The sequence below is a fragment of the Burkholderia catarinensis genome, assembly GCF_001883705.2.
Lineage (GTDB): Bacteria > Pseudomonadota > Gammaproteobacteria > Burkholderiales > Burkholderiaceae > Burkholderia > Burkholderia catarinensis.
This window is the reverse complement of sequence record NZ_MDEQ02000014.1, coordinates 138473-152966: the sequence shown is the minus strand read 5'-3', so window position 1 is coordinate 152966 and position 14494 is coordinate 138473. Positions and strand designations below refer to the sequence as shown.

The 14494-nt window shown below is 67.4% G+C and carries 14 protein-coding genes; 5 read left to right on the top strand and 9 right to left on the bottom strand.

The genetic code is table 11. The annotated features are described in order from the left end of the window. Window positions 1-84: 84 nt before the first annotated feature. Both grxC and BFF94_RS23060 read right to left on the bottom strand, forming a co-directional pair. Entirely contained in the window at window positions 85-345 is a 261-nt protein-coding gene (gene grxC / locus BFF94_RS23065) for a glutaredoxin 3 (protein ID WP_128847063.1), read from the bottom strand. Beyond that, complete coding sequence (locus BFF94_RS23060) at window positions 342-764, bottom strand: rhodanese-like domain-containing protein (RefSeq protein ID WP_114178149.1); 423 nt, start codon at window positions 762-764, stop codon at window positions 342-344. The genes grxC and BFF94_RS23060 overlap by 4 nt, the downstream gene beginning before the upstream one ends. A gap of 134 nt (window positions 765-898) precedes the next feature. On the opposite strand from BFF94_RS23060, the gene gpmA reads away from it, so the two are divergent. The 3 genes from gpmA to BFF94_RS23045 all read left to right on the top strand — a co-directional run bounded on the left by gpmA (window position 899) and on the right by BFF94_RS23045 (window position 4310). Next, the gene (gene gpmA, locus BFF94_RS23055) at window positions 899-1645 is read left to right on the top strand and encodes a 2,3-diphosphoglycerate-dependent phosphoglycerate mutase (protein WP_128847060.1); all 747 of its coding nucleotides are present in this window, start codon (window positions 899-901) and stop codon (window positions 1643-1645) included. Window positions 1646-1907: 262 nt separating this feature from the next. Beyond that, a complete protein-coding gene (locus BFF94_RS23050) occupies window positions 1908-3452 on the top strand; it encodes a S41 family peptidase (protein WP_128843673.1) in 1545 nt (514 codons plus the stop codon). Between the two features lie 105 nt (window positions 3453-3557). After that, a complete protein-coding gene (locus BFF94_RS23045; protein ID WP_128843674.1) occupies window positions 3558-4310 on the top strand; it encodes a HesA/MoeB/ThiF family protein in 753 nt (250 codons plus the stop codon). A 65-nt stretch (window positions 4311-4375) separates the two neighbouring features. Here BFF94_RS23045 and ptsP read toward each other — a convergent pair whose 3' ends face one another. The 7 genes from ptsP to BFF94_RS23010 form a co-directional block, all read right to left on the bottom strand. Further along, window positions 4376-6148 (bottom strand): phosphoenolpyruvate--protein phosphotransferase, encoded by a 1773-nt coding sequence (gene ptsP, locus BFF94_RS23040; RefSeq protein WP_128843675.1) that lies wholly within the window; start codon window positions 6146-6148, stop codon window positions 4376-4378. Between the two features lie 222 nt (window positions 6149-6370). Continuing rightward, window positions 6371-6640 carry an HPr family phosphocarrier protein gene (locus tag BFF94_RS23035; RefSeq protein ID WP_128843676.1) on the bottom strand — a complete coding sequence of 90 codons (270 nt, stop codon included), beginning with the start codon at window positions 6638-6640 and terminating at the stop codon, window positions 6371-6373. Window positions 6641-6713: 73 nt separating this feature from the next. Next, a complete protein-coding gene (locus BFF94_RS23030) occupies window positions 6714-7184 on the bottom strand; it encodes a PTS sugar transporter subunit IIA (protein WP_219139892.1) in 471 nt (156 codons plus the stop codon). Window positions 7185-7415: 231 nt separating this feature from the next. After that, window positions 7416-8372: a glutathione synthase gene (gene gshB / locus BFF94_RS23025; RefSeq protein WP_128843677.1), complete on the bottom strand. Its 957-nt coding sequence runs from the start codon at window positions 8370-8372 to the stop codon at window positions 7416-7418. A 27-nt stretch (window positions 8373-8399) separates the two neighbouring features. Then, window positions 8400-9689: a glutamate--cysteine ligase gene (gene gshA, locus BFF94_RS23020; protein ID WP_128843678.1), complete on the bottom strand. Its 1290-nt coding sequence runs from the start codon at window positions 9687-9689 to the stop codon at window positions 8400-8402. A 243-nt stretch (window positions 9690-9932) separates the two neighbouring features. Further along, window positions 9933-11444: an ammonium transporter gene (locus BFF94_RS23015; protein WP_219139891.1), complete on the bottom strand. Its 1512-nt coding sequence runs from the start codon at window positions 11442-11444 to the stop codon at window positions 9933-9935. Between the two features lie 37 nt (window positions 11445-11481). After that, the gene (locus BFF94_RS23010; protein WP_038711752.1) at window positions 11482-11820 is read right to left on the bottom strand and encodes a P-II family nitrogen regulator; all 339 of its coding nucleotides are present in this window, start codon (window positions 11818-11820) and stop codon (window positions 11482-11484) included. A gap of 355 nt (window positions 11821-12175) precedes the next feature. Here BFF94_RS23010 and BFF94_RS23005 point away from each other — a divergent pair, with 355 nt between their 5' ends. Beyond that, window positions 12176-12427 carry an accessory factor UbiK family protein gene (locus BFF94_RS23005; RefSeq protein WP_006489451.1) on the top strand — a complete coding sequence of 84 codons (252 nt, stop codon included), beginning with the start codon at window positions 12176-12178 and terminating at the stop codon, window positions 12425-12427. Between the two features lie 299 nt (window positions 12428-12726). Continuing rightward, complete coding sequence (locus BFF94_RS23000) at window positions 12727-14307, top strand: YifB family Mg chelatase-like AAA ATPase (RefSeq protein ID WP_219139890.1); 1581 nt, start codon at window positions 12727-12729, stop codon at window positions 14305-14307. Window positions 14308-14494: the final 187 nt, after the last annotated feature.

Here is a 14494-nt window from a genome sequence, read left to right as displayed (position 1 = left end):
GGGGCGGCCCGGCTTCTCGCCGGCCGCCACGGATGAATCCTGCGCGCCCAAGCCGCGGCGCGGCCGGCGGCCATTCTGCCCTAATCAGGCCGCTTGCAGAAGCGGAGCGAGCCCGCCGTCGCGGTCGAGCTTCGACAGATCGTCGTAGCCGCCGACGTGCGTGTCGCCGATATAGATCTGCGGCACCGTGCGGCGCCCCGTGCGCGTCATCATTTCCTCGCGGCGGGCCGGATCGCGGTCGATCAGCACCTTTTCGATCTGCTCGACACCGCGCAGCTTCAGCAGGCGCTCGGCCTGGATGCAATACGGACACACCTGCGTGCTGTACATCAAAACCTTGTTCACTTCGCCACTCCTTGTTTGACGACCGGCATCCCGGCCTGCTGCCAGGCGGCCACGCCGCCCTCGAGCACGTGCACCTCGGCGTAGCCCGCCGCCTCGACCTCGCGCGCCGCCTTCTGCGACTGCTGGCCATTCTGGCAGACGAGCAGCACGGGCGTGCTCTTGTTCTTCGCGACCTGCGCAATCTTCGCACCGATCTCGCCCGCCGCGACCTGACGCGCCGACGGCAGGTGGCCGGCGGCGAAATCGGACGCGGCGCGCACGTCGATCACGATCGCGTTGCGGCGGTTGATGAGTTGGGTGGCCTCTGCGGCCGACAGGCCGCCGCGGCCGCGCCGCAGTGCGGGCCAGGCCAGCAGGCCGCCGGATACCAGCAGGATCGCGATAAGGGCCAGGTTCGTGTAATCGGTAAAGAACGTCACGGAATTCCGCCGGAAAAAGAGAAATCGGATGAGGACAATCCCGCCATTATAAAATAACCGTCTTGCGCGATGGCGGGCCCGGGTCGGGTCCCGCGCGATGCGCACCGCTTCCTTCACTACCGACCGCAAGATCCATGTACAAACTCGTTCTCATCCGCCACGGCGAATCGACGTGGAACAAGGAAAACCGCTTCACCGGCTGGGTCGACGTCGACCTGACCGAACAGGGTCGCAACGAGGCCTACCAGGCCGGCGAATTGCTCAGGGAGGCCGGCTACACGTTCGACATCGCGTACACGTCGGTGCTCAAGCGCGCGATTCGCACGCTGTGGCACGTGCAGGACCGGATGGACCTCATGTACCTGCCCGTCGTCCATTCGTGGCGCCTGAACGAACGCCACTACGGCGCGCTGTCGGGCCTGAACAAGGCGGAAACGGCCGCGAAGTTCGGCGACGACCAGGTGCTCGTCTGGCGCCGCAGCTACGACACGCCGCCGCCCGCGCTCGAGCCGACCGACGAACGCGCGCCGTTCAACGACCCGCGCTATGCGAAGGTACCGCGCGAACAGCTGCCGCTCACCGAGTGCCTGAAGGACACGGTCGCGCGCGTGCTGCCGCTGTGGAACGAGTCGATCGCGCCGGCGGTCCGCGCGGGCAAGCAGGTGCTGATCGCCGCGCACGGCAACTCGCTGCGCGCACTGATCAAGTACCTCGACGGCATCTCGGACAGCGACATCGTCGGCCTGAACATCCCGAACGGCGTGCCGCTCGTGTATGAACTCGACGAGAACCTGAAGCCGATCAAGCACTATTACCTCGGCGACCAGGACGCGATCGCGCAGGCGCAGGCCGCCGTCGCGAAGCAGGGCAAGGCGGGCTGACACCCGCCGTGCCGGGCGGGCCGCTTCCGGTGCGGCGTGCCCGGCCGCTGCCCTGCGCGGCGCAGCGCGCGAACCTTCGCGGCCCGGGCGCTGTCGAATCCGCTTTCGAACCCGCAGCGCGTCCGGCGGTGCCCCGCCGGGCCTTCTCCGGGCCCTTTTCGTCGCTTTTCGCGCCGTTCCACTGGGTTATCGGACGAACAGTTATACTTGTCCGCTACATCCCCGCTACCGCCACGCGCTTCCCGACCGCACCAGACTCTCTATGCGAATGAAATTGAAGAACATCGGCCTGATTGCCGCGGGCCTCGCCACGGGCGTGTTCGCCACGCTGCAGGTTTCCGCATCGGCCGAGCAGACCGCCACGGCGCCGCTTCCCCTCGACCAGCTCCGCCTGTTCGCGGAAGTGTTCGGCCAGATCAAACGCGAGTATGTCGAGCCGGTCGACGACAAGAAGCTGCTGACGGCAGCGATCAAGGGCATGGTGTCGAGCCTCGACCCGCACTCGTCGTTCCTCGACAAGACCGACTATGACGAGCTGCAGGAGCAGACGAAGGGCCGCTTCGCGGGTCTCGGCATCGAGATCTCGCAGGAAGACGGCCTCGTCAAGGTGATCTCGCCGATCGAGGACACCCCCGCGTTCCGCGCCGGCATCCGTCCGGGCGACCTGATCACGCGCATCAACGACAAGCCGGTGCGCGGCATGACGCTCGACAAGGCCGTCAAGCAGATGCGCGGCGAGCCGGGCACCAAGGTCACGCTGACGATCTTCCGCAAGAGCGACGACCGCACGTTCCCGGTCACGGTCACGCGCGCGATCATCCGGGTCCAGAGCGTGAAGATGAAGATCCTCGATCCGGGCTACGCGTATGTCCGCATCACGAGCTTCCAGGAGCGCACGACCCCCGATCTCGCCGCGAAGCTGCAGGACATCGCGCGCCAGCAGCCGAACCTGAAGGGCCTGGTCCTCGACCTGCGCAACAACGGCGGCGGCCTGCTGCAGAGCGCGGTCGGCGTGGCCGGCGCCTTCCTGCCGCCCGACTCGGTCGTCGTGTCGACCAACGGCCAGATCCCCGATTCGAAGCAGGTCTACCGCGATACGTACGACAACTATCGCCTGCCGTCCTTCGACGGCGATCCGCTGAAGAGCCTGCCGCCGGTCTTCAAGACCGTGCCGATGATCGTGCTGACGAACGCGTATTCGGCGTCCGCGTCGGAAATCGTCGCCGGCGCGCTGCAGGATTCGAAGCGCGCGCAGATCATGGGCAAGACGACGTTCGGCAAGGGCTCGGTGCAGACGGTCCGCCCGATGACGGCCGACACCGCGCTGCGCCTGACGACCGCGTACTACTACACGCCGAGCGGCCGTTCGATCCAGAACAAGGGCATCACGCCGGACGTGCCGGTCGATCAGTACGCGGACGGCGATCCGGACGACGTGCTCGTGACGCGCGAGGTCGACTACACGAACCACCTCGCGAACACGCAGGACCCGAACGAGAAGAAGGAACAGGAAGAGCGCGAGCAGCGCCGGATGGACCAGCTGCGCGTCCTCGAAGAGCAGAACGACAAGAAGACGCCGGAGCAACGCCAGAAGGATCGCGATCGCAAGCCGATCGAGTTCGGCAGCACCGACGACTTCATGATGCAGCAGGCGCTCAACAAGCTCGAAGGCAAGCCGATCCAGGAATCGAAGTCGATGCTCGCCGAGAGCACGACGAAGAGCCCGGCCGGCAAGGCCGCCGCGGCCTCGAAGGCATCGAGCGCGAAGCCGGCTTCCGCACCGAAGCCCGCGTCGGCGCCGAAGTAAGCGCCGGCCGGCATCCGACGGGCCATCGCGGGAAGACCGCGATGGCCCGTTTTTCATGCGCGCCTAGAATAACGATACACCCGCCCGCCTCGCCCACGACTCCCCATGAACGACGATCAACTGCTTCGCTACTCCCGTCACATCCTCGTCGATGAAATCGGCATCGAGGCGCAGCAGCGCTTTCTCGATGCGCATGCGATCGTCGTCGGCGCGGGCGGCCTCGGTTCGCCCGCCGCGATGTACCTCGCGGCGTCGGGAGTCGGCACGATCACGCTCGTCGACGCCGATACGGTCGACCTCACGAACCTGCAGCGGCAAATCCTGCACGTGACGTCGTCGGTCGGCCGCAGCAAGGTCGAATCGGGGCGCGACGCGCTCGCGCAACTGAATCCCGACGTGAAGGTGCACGCGGTCGCGGAGCGCGTCGACGATGCGTGGCTCGACGCACACGTGCCGGGTGCGACCGTCGTGCTCGACTGCACCGACAACTTCGCGACGCGGCACGCGATCAACCGCGCGTGCGTCGCGCACGGCGTGCCGCTCGTGTCGGGCGCCGCGCTGCGCTTCGACGGCCAGATCAGCACGTTCGATTTCCGTGACCCGGCCGCGCCCTGCTATGCGTGCGTGTTCCCGGAAGACCAGCCGTTCGAGGAAGTCGCGTGCGCGACGATGGGCGTGTTCGCGCCGACGGTCGGGATCATCGGCGCGATGCAGGCCGCCGAAGCGCTGCGCGTGATCGGCGCGATCGGCACGACGCTCAACGGGCGCCTGATGATGCTCGATTCGCTGCGAATGGAATGGACGACGATGAAGATCGCGCGCCAGGCCGACTGCCCCGTATGCGGGGGCCGGCACTGACGCGCGGCGTGCAAGCGCCGGCGCATGCGTGACGTTTCGCTACGATCGGCAGCGACGCAGGGGGCCTAGGCAGCAGCGTCCGCGCGCGGCTCGGCGACCGACAGACGCTGCAGCGCCGCCTGCACTTCCTCCGGCTCGAACGCGGCGAGCACGTCGGCCGTCGGCTTCTCGAGCGCCTTCAGATGCGCGCGCAGGATCTCCTGCTTCACGACGAGCAACTGGCTCGGGTGCATCGAGAACTCGGTGAGCCCCATCCCGAGCAACAGGCGCGTGAGCGCCGGATCGCCCGCCATTTCCCCGCACACCGACACGGCCACGCCCGCGCGCTTCGCTTCGCGCAACGTATAGGCGATCAGGTGCAGCACGGCCGGATGCAGCGGGTCGTACAGGTGCGCGACCGCGTTGTCCGCGCGGTCGATCGCGAGCGTGTACTGGATCAGGTCGTTCGTGCCGATCGACAGGAAATCGAACCGCTTCAGGAACAGCGGCAGCGCGATCGCCGCGGCCGGAATCTCGATCATCGCGCCGATGCGCACGTTCGGATCGTACTCGAGCCCCGCGTCGTCGAGCTGGCGCTTCGCCTCGCGGATCAGGTCGAGCGTCTGGTCGATTTCCTGCGCATGCGCGAGCATCGGGATCAGGATCTTCACCTGGCCGAACGCGGATGCGCGCAGGATCGCGCGCAACTGCGTGAGGAACATCTGCGGCTCGGACAGGCTCCAGCGGATCGCGCGCAGGCCGAGCGCGGGATTCGGCGCCGTCTCGTAGCCTTCGTCGAGCGCCTCGAGCGGCTTGTCCGCGCCGACGTCGATCGTGCGGATCGTCACCGGCATGCCCTTCATCCATTCCACGGCCCGTTTGTACGCGGCGAACTGCTCCTCTTCCTCGGGCATCAGCTTCTGATGCATGAACAGGAACTCGGAACGGAACAGCCCGACGCCGACCGCACCGGCCTCGACCGCCGCCTTCGCGTCGTCGGGCAGCTCGATGTTCGCGCACAGATCGATCTTGGTGCCGCACAGCGTCTGCGTCGGCGAGAACTTCAGCCGCTGCAGCTTGCGTTGCTCCAGCAGCTTCTCGGACTGGCGGTACGAATATTCCTCGAGGACGATCGGCGCGGGATCGACGATCACGATGCCCTGGTCGCCGTCGACGATGATCAGGTCGTCCTGGCGGATCAGCGCGCTCGCATGCTGCACGCCGACCGTGGCCGGAATGCCGAGGCTGCGCGCGACGATCGCCGTGTGCGACGTGCGGCCGCCGAGATCGGTGACGAACGCCTGGAACGACTGCGTCTTGAACTGCATCATGTCGGCCGGCGCGATGTCGTGCGCGACGACGATCATCTCGTTCGTGCTGTTCGCGGCCGCGCGGTCGAGCGCCTGCGACGCGGACGGCGCGCCGGCAAGCGCCTTCAGCACGCGCTCGACCACCTGCTCGATGTCGGCCTTGCGCTCGCGCAGGTATTCGTCCTCGATGTCGTCGAAGTGGCGCGTGAGCAGCTCGAGCTGCTCGGTCAGCGCCCACTCGACGTTGTAGCGGCGCGTGCGGATCAGGTCGATGGTTTCCTGCACGAGCATCGCGTCGCTCAGGATCATCGCGTGCACGTCGATGAATGCACCTACTTCGCTCGGGGTGTCGTCGGTCAGGTCGGCGCGCAGCGCCTCGAGTTCGTGATGCACGACATCGAGCGCCGTGCGGAAACGCTCGACCTCGGCGTCGATCCGGTTTGCCTCGATCAGGTAATGGACGACGTCGAGCGCCGCCCGCGCGATCAGATACGCTCGCCCGATCGCGATACCTCGTGAGACGGGAATGCCATGCAGCGTGAAGGACACGCGCACCTCCTCTATACAAGTAAAGCCGCGGCACACTGCTGCGATGCGCTTATGACCCCGGTTAGCGATTATAAATTCCGCGGCCCCCGCTGACTGCATGCACTGCAGCATTGCGCATTCCGCATCAATGCTTCCGACGAAAAAAATGCCGCGAAATCCGCGGCATTCTGACTGGAAACAGCAACGATCCCAGGGCGTCTCCCTATGGAAACAGGCCCTGGATCACTGGCCTTCGCCAAACTTGTCGGAGATCAGTTTCAGCAACGCGTCCATCGCTTCCCGCTCGTCGGGCCCTTCGGTCTCGATCGTCACGGTACTGCCGATGCCCGCCGCCAACATCATCACGCCCATGATGCTCTTCGCGTTGATCTTGCGCCCGTTGCGTGTCATCCACACTTCCGACTGGAAGTTGCCGGCCAGTTGCGTAAGCTTGGCCGATGCGCGCGCATGGAGCCCCAATTTATTGACGATGGTGGTTTCTTGTTGAAGCATGATTCTCGGTCGGGTCGGTCGGGGCCGCCGGCGGGGCGCGTCGGCGGGTCGGTCTAAAACGGAAAACGGGTGGTCAGTGCGATTCGGTGCGCGGCTGCGGTGCGGGCGGAATCGGCGCGCACTGGCCGCAGCCGGCTTCCGTCGGCGGCGGCGGCGTGCCGGCCGCGACTTCATGAACGCCCTTCGCGCCGCCGGACAACGCCTTGTCGACGAGCTTGTCGAGCGGCACGGTGCGATAGCAGACGGCCCGCACGAGCATCGGCAGGTTCACGCCCGCCAGCACGCGCACGTTGTCGACCTTCGCGAGCTGGCCCGCGATGTTCGCGGGCGTCGCGCCGTACATGTCGGTCAGCACGACCACGCCGTTCTCTTCCTTGAGCCGCGCGAGCTCCGCGTACGCGAACGCCATCACCTGGGTCGGATCGCTGTCCGCCATCACGTCGATACAACCGATGCGTGCGGGCACGCCGCCGTAGATGTGCGCGATGCAATCCCGCAGCGCGGTGGCGAGCGGGGCGTGCGCGATGATCAGAATCCCGGCCATGTCAGATCGCTCCCGGCCGCCCCTGGCGGGCCGACACCCCGCGGCGGGGCAATGAGCGTTGCGAGTGTGGGAAACGTTCCATGTTCAACCTTGCGACAGTTGCGGCCCGACCGCCGGGCCTTCGGTGCGCCGATCACGGCACCGGGCAAGCGGGCATTGTAGCAGGCCGGTCAAGCTGCTCCGGCGGCGGGGGACCTGCGCGGCCGCCGCCGGGGTTGCGCGGGAAACGGCCTACGCGGCCGCACGCTCCAGCGCGTCGATGAACATCGCGGCGACGTCGAAGCCCGTCTGCTCCATGATCTCGCGAAAACACGTCGGGCTGGTGACGTTCACCTCGGTCAGCCAGTCGCCGATCGCATCGAGGCCGACCAGCAGCAGCCCGCGCGACGCCAGCACGGGACCGAGCGTCTCGGCGATCTCGCGATCGCGCGCGGTCAGCGGCTGCGCGACGCCGAGCCCGCCCGCGGCGAGATTGCCGCGCACCTCGCTGCCCTGCGGAATCCGGGCGAGCGAATACGGCACGGGTTCGCCGCCGATCAGCAGGATGCGCTTGTCACCGGCCTTGATCTCGGGGATGAACTTCTGCGCCATCACCGAGCGCGTGCCGTCGTGGCTCAGCATCTCGACGATCGAACCGAGGTTCATGCCGTCCGGCTTCACGCGGAACACGCCCATCCCGCCCATCCCGTCGAGCGGCTTCAGGATCACGTCGCCGTGCTCGGCGTGGAATGCACGCAGCCGTTTCGCGTCGCGCGTGACAAGCGTGGGCGCGACGAACTGCGGAAACTCGCCGATCGCGAGCTTCTCCGAATGGTCGCGGATCGACTGCGCGCGGTTGAACACCCGCGCGCCCGCGCGCTCGGCGAGCTCGAGCAGCCACGTCGACGTCACGTATTCCATGTCGAACGGCGGATCCTTGCGCATCAGCACCGCGCCGAACGATTCGACGCGGCGCGCATCGACCGGCCCCGCCTCGAACCAGGTCTCGCGATGCAGGTCGTCCAGTTCGCCGACGAACGTGATGCGCCGCACATCGGCTTCGACAGCCGAACCCGTCCACGCGAGGTGGCCCGGCTCGCACGCGTACACCGCATGCCCGCGCCGCGCGGCCTCGGCCATCATCGCGTAGGTCGAATCCTTGTAGATCTTGAAGCGCTCGAGCGGGTCGGCGATAAAGAGAATGTCCATGCGGGTCCTGTACGTAGCGAAGGTCCGTTACACCTGGATGGCTTCGGGATCGGTCTTTTCCAGTTCGATCGACGACGCGATCAGCGACAGCCGCGCGACGACGCCGTACATGTAGAAACGGTTCGGCGGCGCGGCGCCCGGCTTGGCTCCTGCATCCGGCAGCGCGGTGTGCTCGAAGCCGAGCGGCACGTAGTGCATGCCGGGCGCGTTCAGGTTCTGGTCGCGCTCGCGGCCGCCGTGCGTGCGGTAGAAGCCGCCGACCACGTAACGGTCGATCATGTACACGACGGGCTCGGCGACTTCGTCGCCGACGCGCTCGAACGTATAGACGCCTTCCTGCACGATCACGTCGCGCACCGCGAGGCCGGCCTTCGACTCGGCCATCTGCGCGCGCTCGGCCTTCGACAGGCGGCCGATCTCGGCCGCGTCGTGCACGGTCATCACGCCGCGCCCCGCCGTGCCCGCGTCGGCCTTCACGACGACGTACGGCTTCTCGCTGATCCCGTATTCGCGGTACTTGCGCGTGATCTTCTTCAGCACGCCGTCGATCGCGTCGGCGAGCGCCTGCTCGCCTTCATGCGCCTGCCAGTCGACCCCTTCCACATGCGCGAAATACGGATTCACCATCCACGGATCGACGCCGACCATCTTCGCGAACTTCTTCGCGACGTCGTCGTAGCACGAGAAGTGCGTCGACTTGCGGCGCACGGCCCAGCCCGCGTGCAGCGGCGGCAGCAGGTACTGCTCGTGCAGGTTTTCCAGCACGGCCGGGATGCCGGCCGACAGGTCGTTGTTCAGCAGGATCGAGCACGGGTCGAAATTCTTCAGGCCGAGGCGGCGCTGCGAACGCTCGAGCGGCTCGAGCACGATCTTCTGGCCGTCGGCCAGCGTGATCGGCGTCATGTCGGTGATGCTCGGGTCGAGCGAGCCGAAGCGCACGTTCAAGCCGGCCTGGCGCATGATCGTCGCGAGGCGCGCGACGTTTTCCAGGTAGAACGCGTTGCGGGTCGGCAACTCGGGAATCACGAGCAGGTTCTTCGCGTCCGGGCAGATCTTCTCGATCGCGGCCATCGCGGCCTGCACGGCGAGCGGCAACACCTCGGACGGCAGGTTGTTGAACGCGCCGGGAAACAGGTTCGCGTCGACGGGCGCCAGCTTGAAGCCGGCATTGCGCAGGTCCACCGAACAATAGAACGGCGGGGTGTGTTCCTGCCATTCGAGCCTGAACCAGCGTTCGATCGCAGGCGTCGCGTCGAGGATCTTCTGCTCGAGTTCGAGCAGCGGACCGTTCAACGCGGTAACGAGGTGGGGAACCATGAATCACTCGCGAGCGGGAGAATGAAGATTGTAGAGCAATTGCCCCGCCCATTTGGGGATTGTTCCCGGCTTCGCAAGGGTTTGGAGGAAGTTTTCGGCTATTGACCCGATAGCGCGAAGGGTTATGCGCTACGGCAGCAGGCGGCAGGAGAAAAAAAGCCCGCCGGGTGGGCGGGCCGAAGTCGCTGCGCTCATTCGTGACGGGCGCCGTCGTCGCGGCGGCCCGCCGTGCATCCTTATGACTTATTCGACATGCTCGCCGTGCAGGATCACGTCGAGGCCTTCGCGCTCTTCCTCTTCCGACACGCGCAGGCCGATCGTCAGGTCGATCAGCTTCAGCAGCACGAAGCTCAGCACGCCGCTGTAGACCAGCGTGATCAGCACGCCCTTGGCCTGCAGCAGCAGGCTGCCGTCGGCACCGCCGATGTCCTTGACCGCGAACACGCCCGTCAGCAGCGCGCCGAGAATCCCGCCTATGCCGTGCACGCCGAACGCGTCGAGCGAATCGTCGTAGCCGAGCTTCGACTTGAGCCACGTCGCCGACCAGAAGCACACGACGCCGGCCGCGATGCCGATCACGAGCGCACCCGCCACGCCGACGAAGCCGGCGGCCGGCGTGATCGCGACGAGACCCGCGACCGCGCCCGACACGATGCCGAGCACCGACGGCTTGCCCTTCGCGATCCACTCGGCAAACATCCAGCCGAGCGCCGCGCAGGCCGTCGCCACTTGCGTCGTCAGCATCGCGAAGCCGGCACGGCCGTCGGCCGCGACCGCGGAACCCGCGTTGAAGCCGAACCAGCCGACCCACAGCATCGAGCCGCCGATCATCGTCAGCACGAGGTTGTGCGGCGCCATCGATTCACGGCCGTAGCCGACGCGCTTGCCGAGCACCAGGCACGACATGAGGCCCGCGATACCGGCGTTGATGTGCACGACGGTGCCGCCCGCGAAGTCGAGCACGCCGTCCGCCGACAGCCAGCCGGTCGGCTCCCACACCATGTGCGCGATCGGCACATAGACGATCAGCGACCAGAGCGTCATGAACACGAGCATCGCCGAGAACTTCATCCGGTCGGCGAACGCGCCGCAGATCAGTGCCGGCGTGATGATCGCGAACGTCATCTGGTAGACGAAGTAGACCGATTCCGGAATCGTCGGCGCCAGGTGGCTGACGGTCAGCGTCGTCGCCTTGTCGCCGTGGATGTAGTTCATCCCGTGCAGGAACGTGCGCGACAGGCCGCCGATGAAGCCGTTGCCCGGCGTGAACGCGAGGCTGTAGCCGACCACCGTCCACAGCACCGTGATCAGCGCGGTGATCGCGAAGCTCTGCATCACGGTCGCGAGCACGTTCTTCTTGCGGACCATGCCGGCGTAGAACAGCGCGAGGCCGGGGACCGTCATGAACAGCACGAGCGCGGTGGACGTGAGCATCCATGCGGTGTCGCCCGCGCTGATCTTCGACGAATCGACGGAGAACGGCGCGGTCGGCGCGGCGGGTGCGGCCGGCGCGGACGCGGCTGCGGCGGCCGATGCGTCGGCGGCGCCCGAAGCCGGGGCTGCTGCTGCGGCGGCGGATGCGTCGGTTGCGGCCGGTGCCGAAGCGGATGGTGCAGCGGCAGCCGACGCGTCGGAAGCCGTTGCGGCGGGCGCGGACGCAGCCGCGGCGGACGCCGCGTCGTCAGCGAGCGCGGAGCCAACGCCGGCCGCGATCAGCGAGCCGGCCATCAGCAGGGACATCAGAAGTTTGCGCATCTTGGGTTTCCTCTTGTCGCTTGTCTTGTGTGTTCTGTTACAGCGCGTCTGCGCCTGTCTCCCCGGTGCGAATCCGGATCACCTGCTCGATCTGCGTGACGAAAATCTTGCCGTCGCCGATCTTGCCGGTGCGCGCGGCCCGCTCGATCGCCTCCACCGCCTGGTCGACGAGATCGTCTGACACGGCCGCCTCGATCTTCATCTTCGGCAGGAAATCGACCACGTATTCGGCGCCGCGGTACAGCTCGGTGTGCCCTTTCTGGCGCCCGAACCCTTTTACCTCCGTCACCGTGATGCCCGAGACGCCAAGCGCCGACAGCGCCTCGCGCGTCTCATCGAGCTTGAACGGCTTGATGATTGCGGTAATGAGTTTCATGAAGTCCTCTCGCTGGGTTGTCCCGTCGAATTGGTTTGAATGTTGTAACGGACTCTTCTCAGCAACTCGCATGCCATGTTCGTTCGAGCACCGTCTCGAAGGGCTCATGAACGGGGTCGCATCCCGTGATGTAAGGCGCGGAGGCCCGGCCGAATGGCCAACGTGGCCCGGTTTGCTGGCGCGGCGAAAGGATCGTTGCTAGAGTGCACGCACGTCCCGGCTCGCCGGGATATTCACCCATGCGGGCGCCATGCTCGGAATTCGCGCTCCGCGCGCACCATTTCCGGTCATGCGTGCATCATGGGCACGTACGCAACTGAAGATGCACATTTTTTGTGCAAGGAAGGGGAATCACATGAAGCAACCCAGCGACGTTTTCAACGATCTGCAGTCGCGTGTCAGCGACCTGCTGAAAAACTCGCCGGCCAAGGACGTCGAGCGCAACGTGAAGGCCATGCTGTCGCAAGGCTTTTCGAAACTCGATCTCGTCACGCGCGAGGAATTCGACACGCAGGCGCAAGTGCTCGCCCGCACCCGCGTGCGCCTCGAGGAACTCGAAAAGCGCGTCGCGGAACTCGAGCAGAAGCTCGCAGCGCCGCAGGCCTGACGCCCCACCCGGCCGCAAGGTCCGGGCGCGGGCCGCCTCGTGCGGCCCGCGCCCGCCGCCCTGAAGCCGCTCCGCCGTTCTTCGTCGTCCGTCGTTCTTCGCAGTCCCCCCGCTCTTCGCAGTCCCCCCGCTCTTCGCAGTCCTCCCGCTCTTCGCAGTTCATCGCTCTTCGCAGTTCGTCGTTCCGCAGTGCCTCGTTCTTTCCCCGCGCCACGCCGGCAAGCGCGCACCGATTCCTCCGATTCCCGCGGCATGCGGCCTCGAACGGCCGTCGCCCGTCTGTTTACAGGAGCCTCGCCATGTCGCTCGCCGTGGTGCGCAGTCGCGCGCCCGCATCCGGCCGTGCGCCGGACGTCACCGTCGAAGTCCATCTCGCCAACGGGCTGCCGTCGTTCTCGATCGTCGGCCTGCCCGATCTCGAAGTCCGCGAAAGCCGCGAGCGCGTTCGCGCCGCGCTGCAGAACTGCGGATTCGAATTCCCGGTGCGCCGCATCACCGTCAACCTCGCGCCGGCCGATCTGCCGAAGGAGTCGGGCCGGTTCGACCTGCCGATTGCGCTCGGCATCCTCGCCGCGAACGGCCAGATCCCGGCCGACGCGCTGGCCGGCCGCGAATTCGCGGGCGAGCTGTCGCTGACCGGCGCGCTGCGGCCGATGCGCGGCGCGTTCGCGATGGCGTGCGGCGCGGCACGGGACCGGCGCACCGGAGAAACCGGATCGAGCCCTGGTTCCGGCCCGGATTCCGCCGCGACGTCGCGCCCGCCAGAGCTGTACCTGCCGCTCGACAGCGCGGCCGAGGCCGCGCTCGTGCCGGGCGTCACGGTGTTCGGCGCGCGCGACCTGCCCGCGCTGTGCGCGCACCTCGCCGATGCGCCTGACGGGCGACTGATGCCGGTCGCGGCGCCCTGTCTCGACGGCCTGCCTGCGCCGGCCGCACCCGATCTCGCGGATGTGGTCGGCCAGCGCGGCGCGCGGCGCGCGCTGGAAGTCGCCGCCGCGGGCGGCCATCACATGCTGATGGTCGGGCCGCCGGGGGCCGGCAAGTCGATGCTGGCCGCGCGGCTGGCCGGCCTCCTGCCGCCGCTGACCGACGACGAGGCGCTGGCATCGGCTGCCCTCCTCTCCGCGAGCCGCCTCGGCTTCTCGCCCGCGCAGTGGCGCCGGCGGCCGTTCCGCTCGCCGCATCACTCGTCGAGCGCCGCCGCGCTGGTCGGCGGCCGCAACCCGCCGCAGCCGGGCGAAATCACGCTCGCGCACCTCGGCGTGCTGTTCCTCGACGAATTGCCCGAATTCGACCGGCATGTGCTCGAGATGCTGCGCGAGCCGCTGGAAGCCGGCCGCATCACGATCTCGCGCGCGGCCCAGCAAGCCGACTTTCCGGCCGCATGCCAGCTGATCGCCGCGATGAACCCGTGCCCATGCGGCTGGCACGGCGATCCGTCTGGGCGCTGCCGCTGCTCGCCGGACATCGCCGCGCGCTACCTGCGCAAGCTGTCGGGGCCGCTCCTCGACCGCATCGACATCCAGATCGACCTGCCCGCGCTGTCGCCGGCCGAACTCGCGACCCGCTCATCGGCGCCCGGCGAGCCAAGCGCGGCGGTGGCCGCGCGGGTCGCGCAGGCGCGCGCGCTGCAGCTCGACCGGCAGGGCAAGACGAATCACATGCTGAGCGGCCGCGAAACCGACGATCTGTGCCGGCCGACCGACGAAGGCGAGCGGCTGCTGCGCGAGGCCGGCGAACGTTTCGGCTGGTCGGCGCGTGCGTATTTCCGTGTCCTGAAGGTCGCGCGGACGATCGCCGACCTGGCCGGCGACCCGCTGCCGACGGCCGCGCAGATCGCCGAGGCGATCCGCTACCGGCGCGCGCTCACGGGACTGTGAGCGCCCTCTGAGGACAAAATCCGGCTGTCAAGACTTGACTTATGCACAATTTCACGAATCCGGCCCCGGATCGCGGCTCGCGGAGGCCTTTGCGCAACGGGATCCGTATCCCTTTGTTTTTATTGATTTTTCTCAAACAGCGAGCGCGCGACCAAACGGGCCGAAAGGCCGTCCGGCGCGGCTCAGC

What these genes read in the sequence shown, in the direction of transcription:
- BFF94_RS23035 (WP_128843676.1), bottom strand. Translation starts at nt 6,640, where the DNA reads ATGCTTCAACAAGAAACCACCATCGTCAATAAATTGGGGCTCCATGCG.
- gshA (WP_128843678.1), bottom strand. Translation starts at nt 9,689, where the DNA reads ATGGTTCCCCACCTCGTTACCGCGTTGAACGGTCCGCTGCTCGAACTC.
- BFF94_RS23015 (WP_219139891.1), bottom strand. Translation starts at nt 11,444, where the DNA reads ATGCGCAAACTTCTGATGTCCCTGCTGATGGCCGGCTCGCTGATCGCG.
- BFF94_RS23010 (WP_038711752.1), bottom strand. Translation starts at nt 11,820, where the DNA reads ATGAAACTCATTACCGCAATCATCAAGCCGTTCAAGCTCGATGAGACG.
- BFF94_RS23000 (WP_219139890.1), top strand. Translation starts at nt 12,727, where the DNA reads ATGTCGCTCGCCGTGGTGCGCAGTCGCGCGCCCGCATCCGGCCGTGCG.
- gshB (WP_128843677.1), bottom strand. Translation starts at nt 8,372, where the DNA reads ATGGACATTCTCTTTATCGCCGACCCGCTCGAGCGCTTCAAGATCTAC.
- gpmA (WP_128847060.1), top strand. Translation starts at nt 899, where the DNA reads ATGTACAAACTCGTTCTCATCCGCCACGGCGAATCGACGTGGAACAAG.
- BFF94_RS23045 (WP_128843674.1), top strand. Translation starts at nt 3,558, where the DNA reads ATGAACGACGATCAACTGCTTCGCTACTCCCGTCACATCCTCGTCGAT.
- BFF94_RS23050 (WP_128843673.1), top strand. Translation starts at nt 1,908, where the DNA reads ATGCGAATGAAATTGAAGAACATCGGCCTGATTGCCGCGGGCCTCGCC.
- BFF94_RS23005 (WP_006489451.1), top strand. Translation starts at nt 12,176, where the DNA reads ATGAAGCAACCCAGCGACGTTTTCAACGATCTGCAGTCGCGTGTCAGC.
- BFF94_RS23030 (WP_219139892.1), bottom strand. Translation starts at nt 7,184, where the DNA reads ATGGCCGGGATTCTGATCATCGCGCACGCCCCGCTCGCCACCGCGCTG.